22 protein-coding genes are annotated in these 23,663 nt (G+C 57.4%); 15 read left to right on the top strand and 7 right to left on the bottom strand.

The features are described from left to right. Nucleotides 1-5: 5 nt before the first annotated feature. The 3 genes from PL263_RS16990 to hemF all read right to left on the bottom strand — a co-directional run bounded on the left by PL263_RS16990 (nucleotide 6) and on the right by hemF (nucleotide 3,743). On the bottom strand, nucleotides 6-2,015 hold the full coding sequence (locus PL263_RS16990) for an autotransporter domain-containing protein (protein ID WP_278210482.1): 2,010 nt from the start codon (nucleotides 2,013-2,015) through the stop codon (nucleotides 6-8). A 161-nt stretch (nucleotides 2,016-2,176) separates the two neighbouring features. Further along, complete coding sequence (locus tag PL263_RS16985; protein WP_278210481.1) at nucleotides 2,177-2,617, bottom strand: copper resistance protein NlpE; 441 nt, start codon at nucleotides 2,615-2,617, stop codon at nucleotides 2,177-2,179. Nucleotides 2,618-2,825: 208 nt separating this feature from the next. Next, nucleotides 2,826-3,743, bottom strand: coding sequence for an oxygen-dependent coproporphyrinogen oxidase (hemF, locus tag PL263_RS16980; RefSeq protein WP_278210480.1), 918 nt, complete (start codon nucleotides 3,741-3,743; stop codon nucleotides 2,826-2,828). A 324-nt stretch (nucleotides 3,744-4,067) separates the two neighbouring features. Between hemF and PL263_RS16975 the strand changes: the two genes are divergently transcribed. Continuing rightward, nucleotides 4,068-5,156 (top strand): phosphatidylinositol-specific phospholipase C, encoded by a 1,089-nt coding sequence (locus tag PL263_RS16975; protein ID WP_278210479.1) that lies wholly within the window; start codon nucleotides 4,068-4,070, stop codon nucleotides 5,154-5,156. Between the two features lie 157 nt (nucleotides 5,157-5,313). Here PL263_RS16975 and PL263_RS16970 read toward each other — a convergent pair whose 3' ends face one another. Continuing rightward, nucleotides 5,314-6,381: a transglycosylase SLT domain-containing protein gene (locus PL263_RS16970; RefSeq protein WP_278210478.1), complete on the bottom strand. Its 1,068-nt coding sequence runs from the start codon at nucleotides 6,379-6,381 to the stop codon at nucleotides 5,314-5,316. A gap of 141 nt (nucleotides 6,382-6,522) precedes the next feature. On the opposite strand from PL263_RS16970, the gene PL263_RS16965 reads away from it, so the two are divergent. The 13 genes from PL263_RS16965 to PL263_RS16905 all read left to right on the top strand — a co-directional run bounded on the left by PL263_RS16965 (nucleotide 6,523) and on the right by PL263_RS16905 (nucleotide 18,342). After that, the gene (locus PL263_RS16965; RefSeq protein ID WP_278210477.1) at nucleotides 6,523-7,518 is read left to right on the top strand and encodes a hydrolase; all 996 of its coding nucleotides are present in this window, start codon (nucleotides 6,523-6,525) and stop codon (nucleotides 7,516-7,518) included. 29 nt (nucleotides 7,519-7,547) lie between these two features. Beyond that, nucleotides 7,548-8,543, top strand: coding sequence for a lysozyme inhibitor LprI family protein (locus PL263_RS16960; RefSeq protein WP_278210476.1), 996 nt, complete (start codon nucleotides 7,548-7,550; stop codon nucleotides 8,541-8,543). Nucleotides 8,544-8,602: 59 nt separating this feature from the next. Next, on the top strand, nucleotides 8,603-9,055 hold the full coding sequence (locus PL263_RS16955; RefSeq protein WP_278210475.1) for a low molecular weight phosphatase family protein: 453 nt from the start codon (nucleotides 8,603-8,605) through the stop codon (nucleotides 9,053-9,055). Between the two features lie 108 nt (nucleotides 9,056-9,163). Further along, nucleotides 9,164-10,168: a GTP 3',8-cyclase MoaA gene (gene moaA, locus PL263_RS16950; protein ID WP_278210474.1), complete on the top strand. Its 1,005-nt coding sequence runs from the start codon at nucleotides 9,164-9,166 to the stop codon at nucleotides 10,166-10,168. Between the two features lie 15 nt (nucleotides 10,169-10,183). After that, entirely contained in the window at nucleotides 10,184-10,543 is a 360-nt protein-coding gene (locus PL263_RS16945) for a YajD family HNH nuclease (RefSeq protein ID WP_140911434.1), read from the top strand. Continuing rightward, on the top strand, nucleotides 10,543-11,112 hold the full coding sequence (locus tag PL263_RS16940) for a DNA-3-methyladenine glycosylase I (protein ID WP_278210473.1): 570 nt from the start codon (nucleotides 10,543-10,545) through the stop codon (nucleotides 11,110-11,112). Before PL263_RS16945 ends, PL263_RS16940 begins: the two co-directional genes overlap by 1 nt. A 4-nt stretch (nucleotides 11,113-11,116) precedes the next feature. Then, entirely contained in the window at nucleotides 11,117-11,587 is a 471-nt protein-coding gene (locus PL263_RS16935) for a pyridoxamine 5'-phosphate oxidase family protein (protein ID WP_278210472.1), read from the top strand. Between the two features lie 50 nt (nucleotides 11,588-11,637). Then, nucleotides 11,638-14,907 carry an EAL domain-containing protein gene (locus tag PL263_RS16930; protein ID WP_278210471.1) on the top strand — a complete coding sequence of 1,090 codons (3,270 nt, stop codon included), beginning with the start codon at nucleotides 11,638-11,640 and terminating at the stop codon, nucleotides 14,905-14,907. A gap of 93 nt (nucleotides 14,908-15,000) precedes the next feature. Next, nucleotides 15,001-15,963 (top strand): ABC transporter substrate-binding protein, encoded by a 963-nt coding sequence (locus tag PL263_RS16925; protein ID WP_278210470.1) that lies wholly within the window; start codon nucleotides 15,001-15,003, stop codon nucleotides 15,961-15,963. Continuing rightward, nucleotides 15,963-16,724, top strand: a complete 762-nt coding sequence (locus PL263_RS16920; protein ID WP_278210469.1) for an ABC transporter permease — start codon at nucleotides 15,963-15,965, stop codon at nucleotides 16,722-16,724. Before PL263_RS16925 ends, PL263_RS16920 begins: the two co-directional genes overlap by 1 nt. Then, on the top strand, nucleotides 16,721-17,461 hold the full coding sequence (locus PL263_RS16915) for an ATP-binding cassette domain-containing protein (protein WP_278210468.1): 741 nt from the start codon (nucleotides 16,721-16,723) through the stop codon (nucleotides 17,459-17,461). Before PL263_RS16920 ends, PL263_RS16915 begins: the two co-directional genes overlap by 4 nt. Before the next feature lies 1 nt (nucleotide 17,462). Next, a complete protein-coding gene (locus PL263_RS16910; protein ID WP_278210467.1) occupies nucleotides 17,463-18,023 on the top strand; it encodes a YigZ family protein in 561 nt (186 codons plus the stop codon). 157 nt (nucleotides 18,024-18,180) lie between these two features. Continuing rightward, nucleotides 18,181-18,342, top strand: coding sequence for a hypothetical protein (locus PL263_RS16905; RefSeq protein ID WP_186289501.1), 162 nt, complete (start codon nucleotides 18,181-18,183; stop codon nucleotides 18,340-18,342). A gap of 89 nt (nucleotides 18,343-18,431) precedes the next feature. Here the strand turns inward: PL263_RS16905 and djlA are convergent, their stop codons facing one another. After that, nucleotides 18,432-19,235, bottom strand: coding sequence for a co-chaperone DjlA (gene djlA / locus PL263_RS16900; protein ID WP_278210466.1), 804 nt, complete (start codon nucleotides 19,233-19,235; stop codon nucleotides 18,432-18,434). A 69-nt stretch (nucleotides 19,236-19,304) separates the two neighbouring features. Here djlA and PL263_RS16895 point away from each other — a divergent pair, with 69 nt between their 5' ends. Beyond that, nucleotides 19,305-20,198 carry a phosphoribosylaminoimidazolesuccinocarboxamide synthase gene (locus PL263_RS16895; RefSeq protein WP_278210465.1) on the top strand — a complete coding sequence of 298 codons (894 nt, stop codon included), beginning with the start codon at nucleotides 19,305-19,307 and terminating at the stop codon, nucleotides 20,196-20,198. Between the two features lie 52 nt (nucleotides 20,199-20,250). Here the strand turns inward: PL263_RS16895 and PL263_RS16890 are convergent, their stop codons facing one another. Together PL263_RS16890 and PL263_RS16885 are read right to left on the bottom strand one after the other, a co-directional pair. Further along, the gene (locus PL263_RS16890; RefSeq protein WP_278210464.1) at nucleotides 20,251-20,577 is read right to left on the bottom strand and encodes a P-II family nitrogen regulator; all 327 of its coding nucleotides are present in this window, start codon (nucleotides 20,575-20,577) and stop codon (nucleotides 20,251-20,253) included. A 9-nt stretch (nucleotides 20,578-20,586) separates the two neighbouring features. Next, a complete protein-coding gene (locus PL263_RS16885; protein ID WP_278210463.1) occupies nucleotides 20,587-23,655 on the bottom strand; it encodes a CusA/CzcA family heavy metal efflux RND transporter in 3,069 nt (1,022 codons plus the stop codon). Nucleotides 23,656-23,663 lie beyond the last annotated feature (8 nt).

The raw sequence follows: 23,663 nt of genomic DNA, 5'->3' as shown, positions 1-23,663 counted from the left end.
CCTGCTCAAAAAGAAAACCGTACGCCGGCATTAAAGGTATGCCGGCTTTCGTGCTGTAAGCTGAGCACGGTTTCGTATTGGATAAATGCCGAGCCGCCGTTAGGTAACGTGGCCGACACCGAACTGCGTAGATTCAGATAGTCGCGGTCCGGCCCACCGGTCCGTACCGAAAAGGTATTACCGGAACGGTCGTCGACGAAACTGGCCAGAATCCGCCGCGCATCCTTTTGATATTCGTGCTCCCATTCCAGATTGACTTGCGGCGTGAATACGCCGAACGGCGTGCTGGCGGCGTAGTTGACGATAAAGCCCAAGCCGCTGGTCGCCGACACGATCTCTTGCTCGGCAATGGCCAGATTCAACCCGGCGGCGCCGTGTTCGCGGTAGGCGCCGATCACCAGCTTGCTGTATTCGCCGCGCCCGCGCAAACCGAAGGTCCAGGCGCCCCAGGGATAGTCGTAGCCCAGCGTCGAACTGTAACGCTGCTGCGCGCCGTCGACGTCGGCCTTGGCTTGTTCGTTGACCGGGCCGAAAGCGTCGACGTAAGCGATATTGCGGACGTTTTTGTAGGCATTAAAAGTGCCGTTGGCGATGAAATCGACGAACATGTTGTCGCTAATCGAGTACGAACCGAAACCGGACACGGTGTAGGCGTCGATATCCAATTGGCTGGCGTTGGCGCTGAGTTTGGAATCGGTGTAACCGTAGCCGGCGGAAACGCCGAGCAAGAGCTTGCGGGTCAGCCAATAGTCGGCGCCGATACTGACGCCGTAGGTTCTGGAACGGTAGCCGGGGTCGAGCCGGGTCTCGCTGCGATCGCCGGTTTCGAACTGGCCGTTGGCAAACAGACCCAGGCGCTCGAACAACTCGCCGTCGCCGGCCGCGCCGCCTTTGGCCCGATACGGCGCCAAACCGGCCAAGGTCGAACCCGGCAAACTTTGCCCGTCCACGTTCAACGACAGCCCCTTCAGGCTGATGCCGGTCGCGCCGCCGCGCAGCTCGATCAGGCGTTGGTTGATGTTATTGACTTGAATCCGCGACAGGCGGCTGCCGCTCAGGGCCTGGGATACGGTTTCCTCGGGCGCCAGATTTTGCAGGGCCTCAGTGACTTTCTCCAGGCCGCCCGGTTGATTCAGCAGCAAGGCGATGCCCTCGGCCCGCTCCAGCAGGGCCGGCGACGCGCCGCCGCTGGAAACGATATTCTCGACCACTTCGATCAGGGTTTTGTCTTCCGGATCGGGGCCGGCGTCGCTCAAAACGCCGTCGGCCACGGTCACGGTCACGGTCGCGCTGGCCTGGACGTTATTGGTATTGCTGACGGTATAACTGAAACTGTCGGTACCGACGAAGCCCGGCGCCGGGGTATAGACCATGCCGTTCCGGCCGTTGCCGATGCTGCCGTGGGCCGGACTGCCGATGCTAACGAGTTGCGCCGCATTGAGGTCGTTCGCCAGCGGATTGATGGCCACCGGCAGATCCTTGGTCGTGGCGTAGCTGTCGTTGTTGGCCTGCGGGTCCGGTTCCGTTATCGTCAACGATGTGGAATAGCTGGGAAACTGGCCGTTAAAACTGCCGCCGGAAGCGACGACCTGGCCGCCGATCAGGATCGACATATTGCTGAATTCGCGGCCATTGATGCTGATATTCAACGGCGTAGCGTACGGCAATAGGAAATTCTCGGAAAAAGTGCCTGCAGTCGTAAAGTTACCGTAATCGCCGTAGGTCCGGGAAAAAATGGTTTGCGAGGTATTGACGTTGACGATGCTGAGAAAACCGAAAGCGGCGGCGTCGAAGGTGTGGTCGTAAATATGCACCCCGGCCCGCTGGCCGCCGGCTTCGAAACCAAGCCCGTAGAGTTGCAGGGAATAAAATTCGCTGGATACCGGAGCCGAGTCCGGCAATGCTGCCACGCCAGTCAGAGACCAGCTTAAGCCCAGCGCTGCGACTCCGACGCCAAAGCGCCGCCGAGCCAGCGCGTGCTGTTGCCGGGATAATTCGTTGATCAGGTCGAGCATACAATCCTTGGTGCTGCCAAATTCGGATTCGCCCCCGGTTAAGACTGACAGAGGGCGCCAAAATAAAATTTACCAGCCTGGAATTATAGATGCTCTCGCCGATTTATCGGGCCGCCGGACGCGGCCCGGATGCGAGCGATGTTAACAACAACCGCCAGCCGCTAGTGGATGTGCACTTCGCGGGATTTGGCCTTGTCGCTACGGCTCAGGGTGTAATCGTCCTGGTCGCCCGCCAACGGCTGGCCGTCTTTATTCAAATGCACCAAGGTGCCTTGGTCCTTGATCGCAAACAGGCGTTTTTCCGCGGATTTATTGGATACCAAAGTCAGAATCCGGCTGCTATCGTCCCAAGTGTATTTACCCTTGTCGTAATACTCGCGGGAGGACGCCTGCGCATATTGAGTAACCAGCAAGTAATTATTCTTTTGCTTTAAGGACAAGGTCATTTTAAAACCGTCGCAACCTTCCTTTTCGCAAGGCAGGTAGCCGTAAAACACGCCGCGAAAGCCGCCGGTCGGATCGGCTTCCTCCATCTCGGCATGCTTGGAGTGGTCCATGTTCTGCATTTCCCGCGCCTTCAGCGCTTTTTCCTGCAATTTCATGTCCGACTCCGCCCAGGCAGCGTGACCAAGCGGCAGTAATGCGCCGAAAACAATCATCGTCGCAGTCTTTGTTATTGTTTTAGTTAATGTTTGCATACCAGATTTTTCCGTTTTCAAGCGTGGTTAAAGACGAATTCGAATAGTGCCGCAACCAAGAATACCAGTTTATCGGCCGAGATCAATTTGACGGCTATCGCTCGATTCGGCGTTAATTTCCCAACCAATTCTGCGGTTTTAGATACTTTTCGTATAACTCGGCTTCGGCACTGCCCGGCGCGGGCTGCCAATTATATTGCCAGCGGGCCAGCGGCGGCATCGACATCAAAATCGATTCGGTACGGCCGCCGGTCTGCAATCCGAACAAGGTGCCGCGGTCGTATACCAGATTGAATTCCACGTAGCGACCGCGGCGATATAACTGAAAATCGCGCTCCCGCTCGCCGTAAGGGGTATTCCGCCGTTTTTGCACGATAGGCAAATAGGCCGGGATGTAATGATCGCCGACGCTTTGCATAAAGGCGAAGGCCTGGGCGAAATCCGGTTCGTTCAAATCGTCGAAGAACAGGCCGCCGACGCCGCGGGTTTCGTTGCGGTGTTTCAAATAGAAATATTCGTCGCACCACTTTTTATATTTGGGGTAAACCTCATCGCCGAACGGTTGGCAGGCGGCGCGGGCGGTGCGGTGCCAATGCTCGACATCTTCGCGAAACGGGTAAAACGGCGTCAGGTCAAAGCCGCCGCCAAACCACCAGATCGACGGCTCGCCGTCTTTTTTGGCGATGAAAAAGCGGACGTTGGCATGCGAGGTCGGCACGTACGGGTTGCGCGGGTGGATCACCAGCGATACGCCCATTGCTTCGAACTGCCGGTTGGCCAGCTCCGGCCGTTTCGCGGTCGCCGACGGCGGCAGGCTGTCGCCGAACACGTGGGAGAAATTGACGCCGCCCTGTTCGAATACCTGGCCGCCGGCTAACACCCGGCTGCGGCCGCCACCGCCCTCGGCCCGCTGCCAGGCGTCTTCGGTGAAGTGCGCATCCGCCTCTTCCGCCTCCAGCGCGGCGCAAATCCGGTCTTGCAAATCGAGTAAATACTGCTTTACCGCAGCTATTTCGGTGTCGTGGCTCATGCGGCAGGCTCCTGTGGTAACGAAACGAGCCGGCAAAATTAACACAAATTCGGCGCGGCGAAAGCAGGCAGACCGCTGCCGACCGCACGATTTTTCCGGCAGCCGCTAGCGGCTAGCGAGTTACGGCATATTGTACTGCTTACGAAATATCGTATCGAAATCGGCGATCATCTCAACGCCAGCAGTCGGCAAAATTCAAAATAATCCTTTTTTATCAAATATATAAAAAATCGCGCCCAATCCGGCACGGGCTTTGCGATGTAGTTAGCGACCGAAGCAATCGGCATTAACCCAACAAATTTCCGCCAAAAAGAGGACGCTATTATGAACATCAAATCCATTTTGACCGCCTGCTCATTCGCCGCCGCGATCGCCTTCGACGCCGGTGCCGCCACCGCCATCGACCACGCCGCCTATTCCCATGACAGTTACAACGGCGCCGTCAATCCCAAATGGCTGACTGCGCTGCCGGATACGCTGAGATTGAGCCAATTGTCGCTACCAGGAACTCACGATTCGATGGCTTTGTACGGCGGCGACATTCCCCAAACCCAGTCCATGGACCTGGAAACCCAATTGAATGCCGGCATCCGGGTGCTGGACATCCGTTGCTGGCATATCGCCAACAATTTCCAAATCGCCCACGGCATCGTGTTGCAAAACGCGACCTTCAGCGACGTGTTAGATACCGTCGACGCCTTTCTGGCGGCGAATCCGGGCGAAACCGTGGTGATGCGGGTCAAGGAGGAAAATACCGGCAAGAACAATACCCGCAGCTTTGAGGACACCTTCAACGCCATCGCCAGTAAATATCCCGGCCTGTTCTGGACACCGAACGGCACTAGTAATCCAACACTGGGTTCAGTCCGCGGCAAAGTGGTGATGCTGCAAAACTTCGCCGGCGTGCTACAGGGCATCTCGTATTCGTCGCTGGAAAACCAGGGCACGGTGCAGGACAACTACGAACTGAAAACCAACTGGGACTTGTACGGCAAATGGCAGCAGGTCAAAAGCCAAATCATGTCGGCATCGACCGGCGACAGCAATAAAATCTATCTGAATTACCTGAGCGGTGCGACCGGCGCCTTCCCGTATTTCGTCGCCAGCGGCCACAGTTCCCACGAGACCGGCGCGCCGCAATTGATGACCGGCCTGACCACGCTGACCAACCCGAATACCTATCCGGATTTCCCAAGGGTCAGTTGCTTGGGCAGCCTATGTTCGATCGCCTTCCTGGGAACCAACCAGCTCAGCAGTAAATTCATCGCCGATCTGCGCTTGAATTACGCCACTTTGAACGAGATGTACAAACGCTTGAATCTGAACATCCGCCTGACCAAACGGATGGGCATCATCATGGCCGACTTTCCCGGCATCAGCCTGATCAACAACGTGATTGCGATGAACAGGTAAACCGAATGCCAGTAAGTTAAGCCGTCATACCGGCAGGGATTGCCGGTATCCAGTCCACAGGGATGTGGCAGCCGGCATTCACTGCCGGGATGAAAGTTTTTCCAAACTGAACGGCATTGGTCCGAAATCTCCGCCGGACTGTCCGCCAACCCGCCGTTCAAAGCCCCGGAATCCCCACCTGTTGGATATGCACGGCGTTATCGCCCTCCTCGTAGGCCAATAACTTGCCGTCGTGCCGCCACAACTTGAACGCCAAGGCATAGGACAACACCCGGATCGGGTAATCCCGCGGCAGGGTTTGCAGATAAGGCTGCATCGTCGCGAAATCGCTGGCGCCGTATTGCTGCATGATGAAACGCAACCCGCCGTTGCGCGGGCCGATGTTATAAGCCAGCAAGCCCAGGAACAGATCATCGTTCATTTCTGCCAGGTAGTGCTTGAAAGTCGCCGCGGCGAGATAGGCGTTGTGGCGAGGGTCGGCGACCGAGGGCTCGGCCACGCCGAGTTCGCGGGCGGCTTCGCGGGTGATGGATTTGGGTACCGCGGTAATTTGAAACAAGCCCTTGCCGCCGTCGCGGCTGTCGCGCGGCATGAACGACGATTCGGTCGCGGCGATACCGTGCAGCAAATCGGCATCGACATCGAACGCCTTTGCCGCATCGGTAATCGCCGGATCGAACGCCGCCGCCCGCGCCAGCATTTTTTGCAGGCCGCCGGTGTCGTGCCGGCGATACGCGGCATAGACTTGGTGCGCCAGCGTCACCCGTTCGGCTTCCTGCTTGCCGCCGACCAGAGTCCGGAAATGGGTGAATACCGGCGTGTAACCGTCGTGCAGCACGAACCAAACCCAGCTAAGCGCCAACGCGACTGCCGTCGCGGCCGGCAAATAGCGCAAACGCTCGCTGAACCAGCGCCGCGCCTGCCACCAGACAATCAACAATAATGCCGCAGCCAACACCAGCAGCACGACGCCGCCGGCGAAGGGTAATAGATTGGAAAAAAAACCGGAGCCGGATAGCCAGTTGGCCGAAAAACCCAGTAGGAACATGGTCGCCAACACCGCGGCGACCGCCAGTGCCGCAATTTCCAGACCGAGCAGCCAACCGTTCCATTCCGCCCGAAACGGCGGTTTGCGTTTGGCTTTACGCGGCGGTTTGCCGCGGCCGGCGCGAGCCGGTGGCCGCGGCTTTGCCTGAGCTTTTTTTATCGGTACAGGCCGGGACATCGAACCATCGGAAATTCAGCGAAGGAAATAGGGGGATCGGATTTAGCTGCCGAAACCGCACCGGCTGGCATTTGCCGCGAGCGGCGGTATATTCTGCGGCTGGTATTCATACTCGGCTCAACTATAAAGCAGGCGCCAACCATGCACAACGCTTTCCGCCCGGCCTGGTGGCTGAACGGCCCCCATCTGCAAACCATTTATCCGGCCTTGCTGCGGCGGACCGCGCCACCGGCCGCGATTCGCCGCGAACGGCTGGAAACGCCGGACGGCGATTTTCTGGATATCGACTGGTGCGAAGACGAGACCAAACCGCTGGTGATTTTGCTGCACGGCCTGGCCGGCAGCAGCCGCTCGGGTTATATCGCCGGTCTACAACACAGCTTGCCAAGCCAGGGCTTTGCCAGCGTGGCCCTGAATTTTCGCGGCTGCAGCGGCGAAATGAACCGCTTGGCCCGCTGCTACCACTCCGGCGAAACCGAGGACATCGGCTTTTTGCACCGGGAACTGCGCCGGCGTTTTCCGCGCCGGCCGCTGGCGGCGATCGGCTTTTCTCTGGGCGGCAACGTATTGCTGAAGTGGCTGGGCGAGCAAGGCACCGATGCCGACCTATTCGCCGCCGCCGCAGTATCGGTACCGCTGGTGCTGAGCGAATGCGCCGACAAACTGGACCGGGGTTTTTCCAGAATCTACCGCGACTACCTGTTGCGGGAATTGAAGCAATACATGCAGATCAAGCAACGCCATCTGCTGGCTATCGGCCGCGACGACCAGGCCGAACGAATCCGCCAACTCGGCGATTTGCGGCCGATTCGCTCCTTCTGGCAATACGATGATCGGGTGGTAGCGCGGCTGCACGGTTTCGCCGACGCCGCCGACTATTACCGCCGCAGCAGCTCGCGCCAGTTTTTGCCGCTGATCCGGGTGCCGACCTTGTTGTTGCAAGCCAAGGACGATCCGTTCATGACGGAACGCGTGTTACCGAGTCCGGCGGAACTGTCGGCCGCAGTGCATTTGGAAATCAGCAACGGCGGCGGCCATGTCGGCTTCGTCGGCGGCTCGGGGTTCCGGTCCAGCTATTGGGTAGAAGAACGGGTTGGCAAATTTTTACAAAACATTCCTCCTGGATTTAATATCTAGGGGAACCTCTCCGCTCCTAAATCCGAAAAATGAAACTGATAAGGCTAGCGTTATTCCTGCTAGTGACACACACCCCCGATATTGTCTTCGCCCAACCGAACATTTCTCCCGAGCAAGTTTGCGAACAGGTGAAAGCCATCGAATTTCCGGTTCAGGACAAACCGGATATAAGCACCATTCAGGCCCTCTCCGGCTGTAATTCCGAGGATCTCTATTACGGAATAAATCAAGTCGCAGATTGGAAACATGCCCGGGCTTGCGCTTATGCGGAAATTAGCCGGGGCCCGGACGGCCCATTCGAAGGTCCGGCAATACTGATGATGATTTACGCCAACGGTAATGGTGTGAATCGAAACTACGATCTAGCCATTAAACTGGCTTGTGAAATCGGTGGCGCCACTGCTGAACTCCAAGGCCGACTCCGACACCTCCTGCAAATGAAACAACTGAACGCGGACGTGAAAGATTTGGACATTTGTGATCACGTCACCAGTGGCATGATGATGAATTTTTGTTCAATTCATCGGGAGATTATTCGTCAGCAAGAACGAGCCGCTCAACTGACTAAACTAACTAAGTCGTGGACAGAAAGCGAAAACAAGGCCTTCAGCCTGCTCACCCAATCGGCAAATGGCTTTTTCAACGCTCGCCGGGATAAGGAGGTTGACGGTAGTGGAACGGCTTACGGTGCAATGATGGTCGAGGAGGAGGCTTCGCTAAAGGACGATTTTCTCGCCGCACTACAGTCCTTCGATGCGGGCCGCACCCCGAGTTTTAACACCCAACAATGCGCGAAAGCTGATGCAAAGTTAAATACTGTTTATAAAAAGATTCTTGCTCGTAAAAACTTCTCCTGGGGTACCGTTTATCAAAACAGTATTAAGGAAACTCAGCGAGAATGGCTGAAATACCGTGATGCTTGGGTGAAGTTTGGCAGTATCAAATATCCCGATGTGACCGCCGACAGTTGGAAAACATACTGGACGCAAAAGCGGATCGAAATGCTGCAACAATTCTTAAATTGACAAATCTAAATTTACCTTTAACGACATTCAAGAACTGAAACACTCACAAATGCTGATTTATGTCGATTTCGCCCCACAACGTCCTGTTTCTTTGCACCGGCAATTACTACCGCAGCCGTTTCGCCGAGTACCTTTTTAACCACCACGCGCCGGCTTACCGCTTGCCCTGGCGCGCCGATTCGCGCGGTTTGGCGATCGAATTGCTGGAACGCGATGCCGGGCCGATTTCGCCGCATACCCTGCGCGGCCTGGCTTTGCGCCGAATCCCGGCCGAACCGGTAAGACCGCCGCTTGCGGTCGGCGAACCCGATTTGCAGCGCGCCCGCCTGATCGTGGCCTTGAAACGCAGCGAGCATCAGCCGATGTTGCTGCAACGATTTCCGGAGTGGGTCGAGCGTGTCGAGTATTGGCAAGTCGACGACATCGGCGATAGTCATCCGGATCAAGCCCTGCCGCAAATCGAAGCCGCGGTACTCGGGTTGTTGCAACGTTTGGCCGACGCCGGCCGCTAACCACCGAATCCGGAACTGCTCAGGAAACGCGCAATCTGAGCTTGAGCCGTTCTTACACTGGGCGGCAGCGTGTTACTATTTGTTTCCTTTCGTTTTCATTGTTCTGTAATGGCGCCGAATAAACCGTTGCAACTGATAGACCGCTTCGGCCGAGTGGTCAATTATCTGCGGGTCTCGATCACCGACCGCTGCGATTTCCGTTGCGTTTACTGCATGGCCGAAGACATGGAATTCCTGCCGCGCAGCCAAATTCTCAGCCTGGAGGAAATTCGCACGATCTGTCAGGCCTTTGTCGAACTCGGCGTGACAAAAATTCGGGTCACCGGCGGCGAACCCCTGGTACGCAAGGGCGCGCTCGGTCTGCTGCGCGAAATCGGCAGTATGCCCGGCTTGAACGAACTGGTACTGACCAGCAACGGCTCGCAGTTGGTCGAAATGGCCGGCGAGTTGCGCGCCGCCGGCGTCAAACGCCTGAATATCAGCCTGGATACCCTGCATCCGGACAAATTCCGGGAACTGACCCGCACCGGCAATTTACAACGGGTGTTGGACGGGCTCGCCGCCGCCCGCGCCGCCGGTTTCGAGCGCATCAAACTGAATGCGGTGATCATGAAACACCGCAACCACGACGAGGTCGTCGATCTGGTGCAGTTTGCATTGGATAACGGCCTGGACATCAGTTTCATCGAAGAAATGCCGCTCGGCGTGGTAGACCGCCACCACCGCGGCGAGAGTTTTTATCCCAGCGACGAAATCCGCCGCGACTTGAGCAGTCGTTTCAACTTACAAGCGATCGCCGACAACACCGGCGGTCCGTCGGCTTACTACCGCGTCGACGGCAGCGCCAGTCGGGTCGGTTTTATCTCGCCGCACAGCGCCAATTTCTGCGGCAGCTGCAACCGGGTCAGGCTGACAGCGGAAGGCCGCTTGCTGCTGTGTCTGGGTAACGAGCACTCGGTGGACTTGAAACGCGTGGTCAGGGAGCAGCCGGGCGATATGGCCGCGCTGAAACAAGCCATCGTCGCGGCGATGCAGATCAAACCCGAGAAGCACGAATTCAATATTCACGAACAGCCGGTGATTTTGCGGCACATGAACGCGACCGGCGGTTGAGAAACGGAGGACACCATGTCGGATAACAAAGCCTACCATATCGTTGCCGAAGCCCGGCGCTACAAAGAAGAGCGGGAAAAAGGCTACCGGGAACAGGCCTTGAAACTGTATCCGTGGATCTGCGGACGCTGCGCCAGAGAGTTCGACCATAAGAATCTACGCGAACTGACAGTACACCATATCAACCACGACCACGACCACAATCCGCCCGACGGCAGCAATTGGGAGCTGCTGTGTTTGTACTGCCACGATAACGAGCACCAGCGCTACGAAGAACAGGTGCGCTACGGCGGCAAAAGCAGCACGGACGGCAAATCGCCAACGGCGACTTTCAACCCGTTCGCCGATCTGAAAAAAATGATGAACAAAGACTGATGACGGCCAAATGCGTCTGGGCGCTGGCCAGCGCCAACGAGGAGCGCTACCACGACAGCGAGTGGGGCGAACCGCTCCACGACGACCGCGGCCTGTTCGAATTTCTGGTGCTGGAAGGCGCCCAGGCCGGCCTGAGTTGGCGCACGATCCTGGACAAACGCCCGGCCTACCGTAGCGCTTTCGATGGTTTCGACCCGCGGGCCGTCGCCGAGTACGGTCCGGCCAAACTCGAACAGTTATTAGCAAACCCCGGCATCGTCAGAAACCGCTTGAAAATCCAGTCCGCCGTCGCCAACGCCAGAGCATTTCTGGCGGTACAACAGCAGTTCGGCAGCTTCGACAGTTACATTTGGGGCTTTGTCGACGGCCGCACGCTGCAGAACCGCTGGCAAACCCATGCCGAAATACCCGCCTATTCGCTTGAATCCGAACGCATGAGCAAGGATCTGCAAAAACGCGGTTTCAAGTTCGTCGGCCGCACCATCTGCTACGCCTATATGCAGGCGGTGGGGATGGTCAACGACCACACCGTCGATTGCTTCCGCCACGCGGAATTGGCCCGGCCGTAAAGCGATGCAAGCCGCCGCTCCGGAAGCCGATTGTCTGCACCTGATCGCCGCGAGCGACGCCGCGACGATCGCCAGTTGCGCGGCCGACGGGGATGCCGAGGCCAGCTATGCGCCGGTGTTACAGCATGACGGCGTGTTTTACGTTTATGTCAGCGGCCTGGCCCGGCATACCGGCAACATGTTGCTGCGCCGGCAAGGTTCGTTACTGTTTTTAGGCGAGGCGGCCGGCAATCCGTTTGCCAGACCCAGAGCCAGCGTAAACTGCACGGTCGCCGAAATCGAGCCGGACCATCCGCATTACGTCGAATTACTTGATAGCCTAGAAGCCCGTTTCGGCAACGTCGTCGGTCTGCTGCGCACCTTGCCCGATTTCCGCTTGCTGGCCTTGACGCCGACTCGCTACCACTATGTTGCCGGCTTCGGCAAAGCCTATAACTTTAGCGCCAACCCACGCGACCCGGCCCAGTCAGGGTAAACTATTCCGGATCAGCACGCTCGACCGACCATGGAGCCCGCTTAACCGTCATGCCTGTTTTTCTTAAACCGCTACTGAGCAACAGTTTTTTCGCGTTGGCGTATTTCATCGGCGGCTTTCTGGGGCATTTGCTGGCTATTCCGCCCAGCGAAGCCAGTGCGATTTGGCCGCCGGCCGGTATCGCCCTGGCCGGCATGTTGCATTCCGGTCGAAAAATCCTGCCGGGTCTGGCAATCGGCGCTATCGCCGCCCAAACCTATGCGTTCTACGGGCTTACCGACGGCCAGTCGCCGGCGTTAGCCTATTGGGTGGGTTCCGCTGTCGCCGTTGCCGCCTGCGGCCAAGCCTGGCTCGGCGCATTTTTAATCAACCGCTGGATCGGGCCGCACAACCCGTTGCTGGAAGACCGCCACATCCTCCACTTCTATGTCTTGGCCATCGTCAGTTGCCTGCTGACACCGACGCTGGGCACCAGCTTGCTTTACTTGCTCGGATGCATCGAATTCTCCGGGATCGGCCTTAACTGGAGTACTTGGTGGGTAGGCGACTCGATCGGCACGGTGATCTTCACGCCCATCCTGCTGGCTTTCATCGGCGCCCCGCGCCACACTTGGCGCCAACGCCAACAGTTCGTGGTATATCCGCTGACGGCAACCCTGTTACTGGTTGTGGTCGCCGTAGCCTACAGCAGCAATCTGGAGAACCGCCGTATCCGCGAATTATTCGAGAGCCAGACCAATTTGCTGCACCAGAGCATTCAGCAGCATTTCGACAACGACGTATTGAACAACCAGTTGTTGAAGGCCTTGTTCGACAGCTCCGACAGCGTCGACCGCAACGAATTTCGCTTATTCGCCCACACCATATTCAGCCGCCATCCGGAACTGGAAGTTCTGGAATGGTTACCGAAAGTCGGACGCGCCCAGCGCCGCGAATTCGAAAACCGGGAAGGGATGCCAATTCTGGAACGCAATGCTCAAGGCGCCAATACCGCGGCGGCGGAGCGCGACTTTTATCTGCCGATAACTTACTGGTTCGGTAATGAACAAAACCTGGGCCTCGATGCACTGACTCAACCCGAACTGCGCGACGCCATGGAACAAGCCATCGCCTCCGGCAAAACCAGTGCCTCCGGCCCGTTGACGTTTAGTGATGGTGAATTCGGCTTTGCCGTATTTTCCCCGGTCTACGTCAAAGGCAAACCGCTGGGGTCGGTTGCGCAGAGCGAAGCACATTTGCTTGGCCTGGTGGCCAACGTCTTCCGCCTGGGCGGCGAAGTCGGTGAAATCGTCACCCGCCTCGAAGCCTACGAGTTGTCGTTGAGCATATATGACGGCGACCGGATGCTGTTTGGCGAAACCGCAGCGGAGTCTGCTGTCAGCCTGATGCAATTGCAGCGGCAATTGGAATTAAAAATAGCGGACCGTATCTGGAATATTCGTTACCGGCCGTCGGCCAAGTTCTACAGCGACCAACATTCCTGGACGGCATGGCGGTTATTGGCGGGCAGTTTTCTATTGTGCGGCCTGACCAGTTTCGGCCTGATGCTGATGACCGGCCGTACTGCCCGCATCGAAGACTTGGTGGCGCTGCGCACCCGCGACTTGCTGCGCAGCAACCAAGCCCTGAACAGCGAAATCGAACGCCGCAAGCGGCAAGAAAACGAATTGCGGATTGCCGCCGCGACGTTTCAGTCGCACGAAGCCATCATGGTGACCGACGCCAAAGGTACGGTTCTGCGCGTCAACGAAGCCTTTAGCCGCATTACCGGCTATAGCCCGGAAGACGTGATCGGCCGGCGGCCGGATCTGTTGACCAAAGTCCGCCAAACGCCGGGCTTGCTACACGGGCTGTTCCGCGCTTTGCTGCGCGACAACCAATGGCGCGGCGAGATCTGGAACCGGCGCAAAAACGGCGACGTGTTCCCGGAGCGGCTGACTGTGACCGGCGTCCGCGACGAGAGCGGCAAGCAACTGAACTATGTCGCGATTTTTTCCGACATCAGCGACCAAAAGGCCGCCGAGCGCGAGATCCACGAGCTGGCGTTTTACGATCCGCTGACCGGCTTGCCGAACCGGCGCCTGCTGTTGGACCGCTTGAAACAGGAAATTGCCGCCGCCAAGCGCCAACATTGCTACGGTGCGCTGTTTTTCCTGGATCTAGACCATTTCAAAACCCTAAACGATTCCCGCGGCCACCAGGTCGGCGACGAGCTGCTGACCCAGGTGGCTCAGCGTTTGCGCGCCATCATCCGGGAGGAGGATACCGCCTGCCGCCTCGGCGGCGACGAATTCATCGTCATGATACCGGGTCGTTACAACGAATTGGCCCGAGCCACGCACCACGCGGTGATGCTGGCCGAGAAGATTCTGCACACCATCAACCAGCCATTCACTGTACAAGGCAGCGAACACCATTTTTCCACCAGCATCGGCGTCACACTGTTCCCGGAGGCCGCCGAACAGCCGGAAGCGGTGATCCAGCAAGCCGACACGGCGATGTACCGTGCCAAGGAAGGCGGCCGCAACGGCATCAGCTTCTACCGGCCGTCGATGCAGGAAACCGCCGACCGCAGGCTGACGCTGGAAAAGGAAATTCGCGAGGCATTAAAGCAATGCCAATTCGTGTTGCATTACCAACCTCAGGTCGACGAAAGCGGCCGCGTGGTGAGCGCCGAGGCTTTGATTCGCTGGCAGCACCCGCAGCGCGGCATGATTTCTCCGGCCGAGTTCATCCCGATCGCCGAAGACACCCGCCTGATTTTGCCGCTCGGGGAATGGGTGATCCGCGAGACCTGCCGCCAGATCCGTGCCTGGGACCGCGAGAACCGGCCAATCGGCCACGTTGCCGTCAACGTCAGCTCGCGCCAATTCCGCCAGCCGGACTTCGTCGAACAAATCGAACGCATTCTGGCCGACGCCGGCCTGTCTGCCGATCGTCTGGTGATCGAATTGACTGAAGGTTCCGTGATCAGCAACATCGACGATACCGTCAGAAAAATGCGCGATTTACAGCGTTTGGGCGTCAAAACCTCGATCGACGATTTCGGCATCGGTTACTCGTCCCTGTCCTACCTGAAAACCTTACCGATCAGCCAGCTCAAAATCGACCAAAGCTTTGTCAGAGACCTACCTGAAGACCAAAACGACGCCGTTATCGTCGAGACGATTATCAACATGGCGAAAAGCCTGCGCCTGCACGTAATTGCGGAAGGCGTGGAAACCGAGGAACAAATCCTGTTTTTGCGGGAAAAAGGCTGTTTGTCCTACCAGGGCTACCACATTGGCCGGCCGGTTCCGGCCGCTCAGTTCCACAGTTGACCGCGGGTTTGGAAACGGCCGGGAGAAACGTTCTTACAATCGCCGCGGCTGCGTTAAAATCGCCAGCTCGACATTCAGCCAGGGATAATAAAGATGAACTTGAAAATCGGCCTGTTTACTGCGGCGGCACTGTTCGCTGCCATCGGCGACGCCGCCGAGAAAACCGCGATCAGAGTCGGCGCCATGGCCTCCGGCACATTGAGCTGGGAATTGGCGGCGATGCGTAACCAGGGCTTGTTGGATCAGGCCGGCTTCGCCGTGGAAAACGTCGCCGTCGCCAACCAGCAGGCCGGTAAAGTTGCGCTGCAAGCCGGCGCGGTCGATCTGATCGTCTCCGACTGGATCTGGACCTCGAGCATGCGCGGCGAAGGCATCAAGTTGAGTTTTTACCCGTTTTCCGATACCTCCGGTGCGTTGCTGGTCGCAAACGATAGCCCGATCAAAACGCTGGCCGATCTGAAAGGCAAAAAACTGGGGATCGCCGGCGGCGAGCTGGATAAAAACTGGCTGTTGCTGCAAACCTTGGGCCGGCAGCAGCAATTGGACCTGAATGCCGGCGTCGAAAAAATCTACGGCGCACCGCCCTTGCTCAGCCAGCAATTGCTGGATAAGCGCGTCGATGCGCTATTGACCTACTGGCAATTCGCCGTTCGCCTGGAAGCCAGGGGTTACCGCACCTTGCTCAGCGGCGAAGACATCGTCCGCCAATTAGGCATCGTGGAGACCGTGCCCAGCATCGGCTATGTTTTCAAACAGGAGTGGGCCGATCAGCATAAAGCCGCACTGAAGCAATTCTTCGAATTGAGCAGACAAGCCCGCGACAGCTTGTGCAGCAACGATGCGGAATGGACGAAAATCCTGCCGCTGACCGAAGCCGGCAACCCCACCGAGCAAGAAAAACTCCGCGCCGGTTACTGCAAAGGCCGTATCGAGCAATGGGCGCCAGCCCAACAAACCGCCGCCGAAAAGATTTACCGGATGCTGCATCAGGTCGATAGCAAACTGACCGGCGCTTCCGACCGGATACAGCCCGGCACGTTCTGGTCTGGCGATTGATGGTCTTCGGTATCACCGGACAGCGTAACGGCGTCGTTACGCTGTTATCGCTATTACTGTTGTTAGGCATCTGGCAAGCGGCGGCGATGTCGCTCAACGATCCCAGTCTGCCGCTGCCGGCAAAGGTGGCCGGAGTGTTCTGGCGCGCAACCGCTTCCGGCGAACTACCGCACCACCTGGGTGCCACGCTGTATCGGTTGGCCGTCAGTTTTTCGATTGCGATGCTGCTCGGTTGCGCGATCGGCCTGTTGTTAGGCAAAAACAAAAGCCTGGACGCGTTCTTCGACAATTGGCTGGTGATTTTTCTGAACATCCCGGCCCTGGTCACGATCATCCTGTGTTACATCTGGTTCGGCCTGGACGAATCGGCGGCAATTCTGGCGGTCGTGGTCAACAAATTGCCCAACGTGGTGGTCACGATCCGCGAGGGCGCGCGGGCGCTGGACAAGGATTTGCTGGAAATGGCGCAGAGTTATCGTTTCGACCGCAAAAAAACGCTACTGCACGTGATTTGGCCGCAACTGCACCCGTTCGTGATGGCCGCCACCCGCTCCGGACTGGCCCTGATTTGGAAGATCATTTTGCTGGTGGAATTGCTGGGCCGTAGCGACGGCATGGGTTACCAATTGCATTTGTTTTTCCAATTGTTCGACGTTGCCAGCCTATTGGCTTATACCTTTGCTTTCGTCGCGGTGATCCAGGCCATCGAATGGCTGGTGTTGCGCCCCATGGACCGGGCGGCGTTAAGGTGGCGGCGATGAACGCAATCAGTATCAGCATTCAAGACAAAACCTACCGCGACGGCCATGGCGGAAGTCAGCACAGGACGATCGCCGACTTGCAGTTCGAGGTCGACCCCAACGAATTCGTCTGTTTGCTGGGCCCGTCGGGCTGCGGCAAGACCACACTGCTGAACATGGTGGCCGGCCTGGACAGTCACTACCAAGGCCAAATTCGGATTGGCGGCCAAGCCGCCGTCGCTAAAATCGGTTACGTATTCCAGAGTCCGCGGCTGCTGCCGTGGCGGACCGTTCGCCAGAACATCGAATTAGTCTTCGCCGGCCCGCCGCCGGCCGCACTGATCGACGAACTACTGGCCGGCATGCAGCTTGATGCGGTGCAACACAGTTATCCCGAGCGCTTGTCGCTGGGCATGCAGCGCCGGGTGGCAATTATCCGCGCCTTTGCCGTGAATCCCGATATCCTGCTGATGGACGAGCCCTTCGTGTCGCTGGACGCGCCCAGTGCCCGGCAGGTGCGGACGCTGCTGTATGCGCTGTGGCAACAACGGCCGCATACGGTCTTGTTCGTCAGCCACGATTTGCGCGAGGCAATCGCGCTGGCCGACCGCCTGATCTTCTTGTCGCCGCCGCCGATGCGTATCGTCAGCGATATTACCGTCGATATACCGCGCGACGGCCGCCACGACGAAGCCCAAATCGAAGCCTTCCGCGAATATTTGTTGAGTCAGCATCCGGCTATCAACGGACTGTTGTAACGTGAAAATCGTCGTCGCGGCCTGCCAGGTCGAAGAAATCATCAAGAAATCCCGTTTCATCGGCATCATCAGCCCCTGCCGTTCCGAAGCCGAGGCGCTGGGGTTTTTAAACGACCTGCACCGACGGTATCCGGATGCCAGCCATATCGTTTACGCCTACCGGATTCAGTCGGCCGACGGTCTGGTCTGCCGCTTTCACGATGCCGGCGAACCCAGCGGCACCGCCGGCAAACCGATATTTCAACATTTGGAAGGGAAGCAACTGATCAATCTGCTGGTCGCCGTCGTGCGTTATTTCGGCGGCGTCAAACTCGGTGCCGGCGGCTTGACCCGGGCTTACGGCAATGTCGCCAAAGCGGTGATCGAAGCGGCGGACATTATCGATTACGTCGAATTTGCCGAAGTCAGCCTGACCTTGGACTACAACCAATTGCAGCCGCTGGAATACCAGTTAAAAAAATTGGACGGCTGCATTCTGGCGCAGGATTTCAGCGACAACGTGCGCCTGACGGTAAAACTGCCCAAGCACCATCTGGCTTCTCTCAACGCCTTTCTGGCATAAAGCCGGCTTATAGCAGCCCAATGTGACAGCTTTATTGCAGAATTGTTTCCCAATCAGAAACAAGATGTACACAATAGCCGGTATTGTAAATAAAAGGACTAGCTCATATAGTAGAACCGTCTTCATTGAATTGACTGTCATCAGTCAGGGAGAAAACATGAGCAAATCTAACAATCTTTACCGAGACATACTCACTGGTCTGTTTTTTACCTCCGGCGTGTTTGGCTTCATGTCGGGTGAGTTCATTATCTCCACCATGCTGTTCGGAGCCGCCACTATTTCCAGCAATCTGGACTTTAACGGCTCGTTCCGCGCTTAACCTGTTTGTTGTACCTCCTCACGCGATCAAGCAGTAGCTCTGTTTAGCTTAGCCCGCTCACCTGTCCCCAGGTGACGCGGGCATTTTTTTTAAAAGCCCCGGCTTTCTTTGATCGTTTCGTAAGCTTTCCTGATCTGCTGGGTTTTCTGTTTGGCCAACGCCATCATCTCTTCCGGCAAACCTTTCGCCACCAATTTATCCGGATGATGCTGACTCATCAGCCGGCGGTACGCTTTTTTGATTTCTGCCTCGCTGGCCGCCGACGATACCCCCAGCGCGGCATAAGCATCCGTCAATTGCGGCGCGGCCGGCTCCGCGGCGGAAGACCTGCCGCTCTGCTGGCGAAAACGCTGTTGCGCGGCAACCTGGCCTTTGATCAGCCGATATTCGAATTCCGACAAGCCGAGCTGCCGGCAAATATCCGCCAGCAAGGCTTCCTCGCTGGCATCGAACACGCCGTCGGCAAACGCCGCCTGCAATTGGATTTCGACGAACATCCGCAACAAATGGGTACGTCGGTGGCACTCGTTGCGAAATTGCTGCAGCACCTCCGCCAACGGAAAGCCGGCTTGCTTACCCTGGCGAAATAAGTGGATCGCCGCGTCGCGCAATTCCGGCGTCAGCTCCATATTGTCCATGACCCGGTTGGCCAAGCCGATTTCCTCGCTCGACACTCGGCCGTCGACCTTCGCCACATGCCCCATCACGGCAAAGGTCGCGGTAAAAAACGCGGTCTGTACCCGATGCTGCTCACCCGGATGCAAGATCTGATCCGCCATGCCTTGCATCCCGGCATCGAACTGGTGTCCGACCGCGGCACCGAAAATGGCGCCCAGCGGCCCGCCCATCAAGAAGCCGAAAGCGCCGCCAACCAATTTACCCAACCAACTCATGCGTTAACTATCCCTCTTTCGATTAATGATAAAATTTCGACCAATATCCACTGACTATCCGCCCCCGATATGAACGTCCCCGCCGCACTATACGAATCCTCTCTGCCGCATCTGAAACTGCTCGGCCGCGGCAAAGTCCGCGACATGTACGAGATCGACGACAGCCATCTGCTGATCGTCACCACCGACCGGATGTCGGCGTTCGACGTGATCATGCCCGATCCGATTCCGGGCAAAGGCCGGGTATTGACCAGCGTCTCCAACTTCTGGTTCGAAAAAATGCGCGACATCATTCCGAACCACTTAAGCGACGATTTAACGCTGGCCGACGTGATTCCCGATCCGGAGCTCAGAGCCCAGGTGGAAGGCCGTGCCATCATCGTAAAACGCCTGAAACCGTTGCCGGTGGAAGCCATCGTCCGCGGTTACCTGATCGGTTCCGGCTGGAAGGACTACCAGCGTTGCGGCGCGATCTGCGGCATCGAACTGCCGGCAGGCCTGCAACAGGCGCAGCAACTGCCGCAACCGATCTATACGCCGTCCAGCAAAGCCGAAGTCGGCGTGCACGACGAGAACATCAGCTTTGCCGACACCGTGGCGTTGATGGGCGAGGAAATCGCCGGCAAAGTTCGCGACGCCAGCTTGCAACTGTATACCACCGCTGCCGAATACGCCCGCCAGCGCGGCATCATTATCGCCGATACCAAGTTCGAATTCGGCCTGGACGCCGCCGGCACCCTGTTCCTGATCGACGAAGCGCTGACGCCGGACTCGTCGCGCTTCTGGCCGGTCGAACAATACCAAGTCGGCATCAGCCCGCCCAGCTTCGACAAGCAGTATTTGCGCGACTACCTGGAAACCTTGGATTGGAACAAAACCGCTCCCGGCCCGAAATTGCCGGAAGAAGTCAGCCGAAAGTGCGCCGAGAAATACCGCGAGGCGGAATTGAAACTTTTGGGCTGAGCGCTGCCGAATTCAGCCGCATTCGCCTTTATCGGGTTGACGCCGACACCGTTCAGCCCAGATCCGCATCCCGTTCGCCAGTACTGATCCGGCCGCCCGCCGCCGCCGCGACGATGTAGACCTTGCCGTCGCCGTGGTGGCCGCTACGAGCCACCTGCATGATGGTCTGAAAAATGGTCTCCACCAGATGCTCCGGGGCGAAGATCTCGATCCGCTTTTTGGCGAGAAACGGTTTGTAGTCCTGCACGTGCTCGGTGCGTTCGCGGCCGAAACCTTCGCAATCCATCACCGTCATCCCCGGAAAATCCGGAATTTCCATCAAGGCCATCGTCAGTTGGTTGAGTTTATACGGCTGAATATAAGCGCGGATTTCTTTCATGACCATCCTTTAAAGCTCGTCGGCTTCGGCAAAGTAACGATATAGCGCCGGCAGCAGGGTCAAGGTTAGCAAGGTCGCGCTAATCAGGCCGCCGATAATGACCACGGCAAACGGTTTGGCGGTCTCGGAGCCGACGCTGGTGGACAATGCCGCCGGGAACAAACCCAGCATCGCCATCAACGCCGTCATCACCACCGGCCTGAGCCGGCTGACCGAGCCATTGACGATCGCGTCGTGCAAGGATTGGCCCTCGCGGCGCAGTTTGTTCAACTGCGACACCAGAATCACGCCGTTCTGCACCGCAATCCCGAACAAGGCGATGAATCCTACCGCGGCGGAAACGCTGAGATTGATGCCGGTTGCCAGCAGGATCAATAAACCGCCGATCAACGCAAACGGCACGTTCATCACGATTAAAAGCGCATTTTTAACCGACATGAAGGTCCAGAACAACAATACGAAGATCAAACCCAGACTGATCGGCACGATAACCGCTAAACGCTTCATCGCTCGCTGTTGGTTTTCGAACTGGCCGCTCCAGACGATGCGGTAACCGGGCGGCAACGCCACTTGCGCCGCCACCTTGGCTTGGGCTTCGGCGACGAAACTGCCCTGGTCGCGGTCGATCAAATTGCATTTGATCGCGATCCGGCGCATGTTTTCTTCGCGGCTGATGCGGGATGCGCCTTGGTTGACCTTGATCGTCGCCAATTCTGACAATGGTATCAATTGCCCTGCCGGGGTTTGCACGGTCAGACTTTCCAGGCCGGATATCGAATCGCGGGCGTTTTCGGCATAACGCAGCGCGATATCGAAGCGGCGTTCGCCTTCCAGAAACTGGGATGCCGCTTTGCCGCCCATGCCGATTTCCAATACCTGTTCCACATCGGCCACATTGATGCCGTAGCGGGATATCTTAGCCCGATCGATGTCGACGATGACTTGGGCCAGACCGGCTTGCTGTTCGGCGGCGACGTCGCTGGCGCCGCGAATACCGGCCAGAATATGGGTAATCTGGTCTGCTTTATCCTGCAAGGTTTGCAGATCGCTACCGAATATTTTGATTGCGATCTCGCCTTTAACCCCGGATATGGCTTCTTCAACGTTATCCTGAATCACTTGGGAAAAGTTAGTCTGAATCCCCGGAAAAATCGATAGCGCCTTGTCCATGGCCTGCACCAGCTCGTCTTTTTTGGCGTAACGCCAGGTTTCCTTCGGCTTCAAGTCTATCAACACCTCCAGGTTGTTGAAGCCTTTGGGGTCGGTGCCGTCTTCGGGGCGGCCCAATTGGGTCAGGATGGTTTTGGCCTCGGCGAAGGTTTCCAACCGGTCGCGGACCTTGCGCTCGATATCTTTGGCGGTGGTCAACGATACCGGCGTCGGCAGCGTGATGGTCAGCCAGATATTGCCCTCGTCCAGTTTGGGCATGAATTCGGTGCCGATAAAGCGTACCGACAGGACGCTCAATGCCAAGGCGCCGACTGCCGCGAAAAACACCAATCGAGCATGTTTCAACACCCATTCCAAAATGTGGCGGTAATGGTGCTCCATCGCATGTACCAGCGGATTATGGCGTTCTGCCAGCTTGGGCCCGAGTAAATAGGTCAGCATCGACGGGATAAAGGTCAGGCTGAACAGCATCGAAGCCACCAAAGCAAAGCTCAGCGTGTAAGCCATCGGCGAGAAAATCTTGGCCTCGACCCGCTGAAAGGTAAAAATCGGCAGAAAGGCGATGATGATGATGATTTTGGAGAACAAAATCGGCCGCCCCATTTCGGTCGCGGTATTCAACAAGGATTGCCGCAAAACGCGGACGTCGGCGTTACGCTGCATATCCAACGTTACCTGCACCATGACCGCCTCCACCAGCACTACGGTGCTGTCGACGATGATGCCGAAATCGATCGCGCCGAGTGAAATCAGATTGGCGGAAATGCCGCCCAAATCGACCAAAATGAAGGCAAACAGCAACGACAACGGGATGATCAGCGTGACCAAAAACGCGGCCATGAAGCGTTGCAAAAACACCAGCAGAATGATCAGAATCAATACCGCGCCTTCCACCATATTGTGTTCTACGGTATGCACGGTGTGTCCGACCAATTCGGTACGGTCGTAAATCGGCGTGATTTTTACGCCCGGCGGCAATCCGAACGCATTCAATTCTTCGATTTTCTGCTTGACGCCGTCGAGTACGCCGACCGCGTCGCGGCCTTTGATCAGCAGCACGATGCCTTCGACGATATCGTCGCGCTGGTTTAGCGAGACGATTCCGGTCCGTGGTTGCGGGCCGACGCGAATGTCGGCGACGTCTTTGACCCGGATTGGCACGCCGTCGTTACTGGCGACGACGATTTCGCCGATCTCATCGGCCGATTTCAGTAAACCGATGCCTCTGACTACCAAGGCCTCATCGCCGTCCTCGATATAGCCGCCGCCGGTGTTGGTATTGTTCGCCGCAATGGCGCTATAAACCTGATTCAGATCCAGCCGGTAGTTTTTCAGACTATCCGGCCGGACTACAACTTTGTACTCCTTGACGCCGCCACCGTAAGACACCACGTCCGCCACCCCTTGCACCGTACGCAGGCGCGGCTCGATTACCCAATCCTGCAAGGCCCGTTGCTCGGTCAACGGCAGGTGTTTGGCGTCGATTACGTAACGGTAAATCTCGCCGACGCCGGTCGACAGCGGCCCGATTTGGGGTTTGACGTCGTCGGGTAGGTCGGCGCCGCGCAAACGTTCCAGGACTTGCTGACGGGAGAAATAATCTTCGGCGCTATCATCGAAGGTCAGCGTCACCACCGACAAACCGAAAATCGATACCGAGCGCATATTGATCAGATGCGGCAAGCCGTTCATCTCCCGTTCGATCGGCAACGAAATAACCTTTTCCACTTCCTCCGGCGCTTGGCCGGGAAATTGCGTCACCACCTGCACGAACACGTTTTGCACATCCGGAAACGCCTGCACCGGCAGATTCTCGAAGGCAACGATGCCGGAAACGGCGATAGCTAAGGTGGCGCCGATCACCATCAGGCGCTGTTGTAAACAAAAAGCGATAACGCGGGCAATCATCTCGGCGA

Origin of the sequence: Methylomonas sp. EFPC3, assembly GCF_029643245.1 — a bacterium.
GTDB classification, from domain to species: domain Bacteria; phylum Pseudomonadota; class Gammaproteobacteria; order Methylococcales; family Methylomonadaceae; genus Methylomonas; species Methylomonas koyamae_B.
The sequence above is the reverse complement of the archived record's forward strand: the minus strand, read 5'-3'. Positions and strand labels throughout refer to the sequence as shown.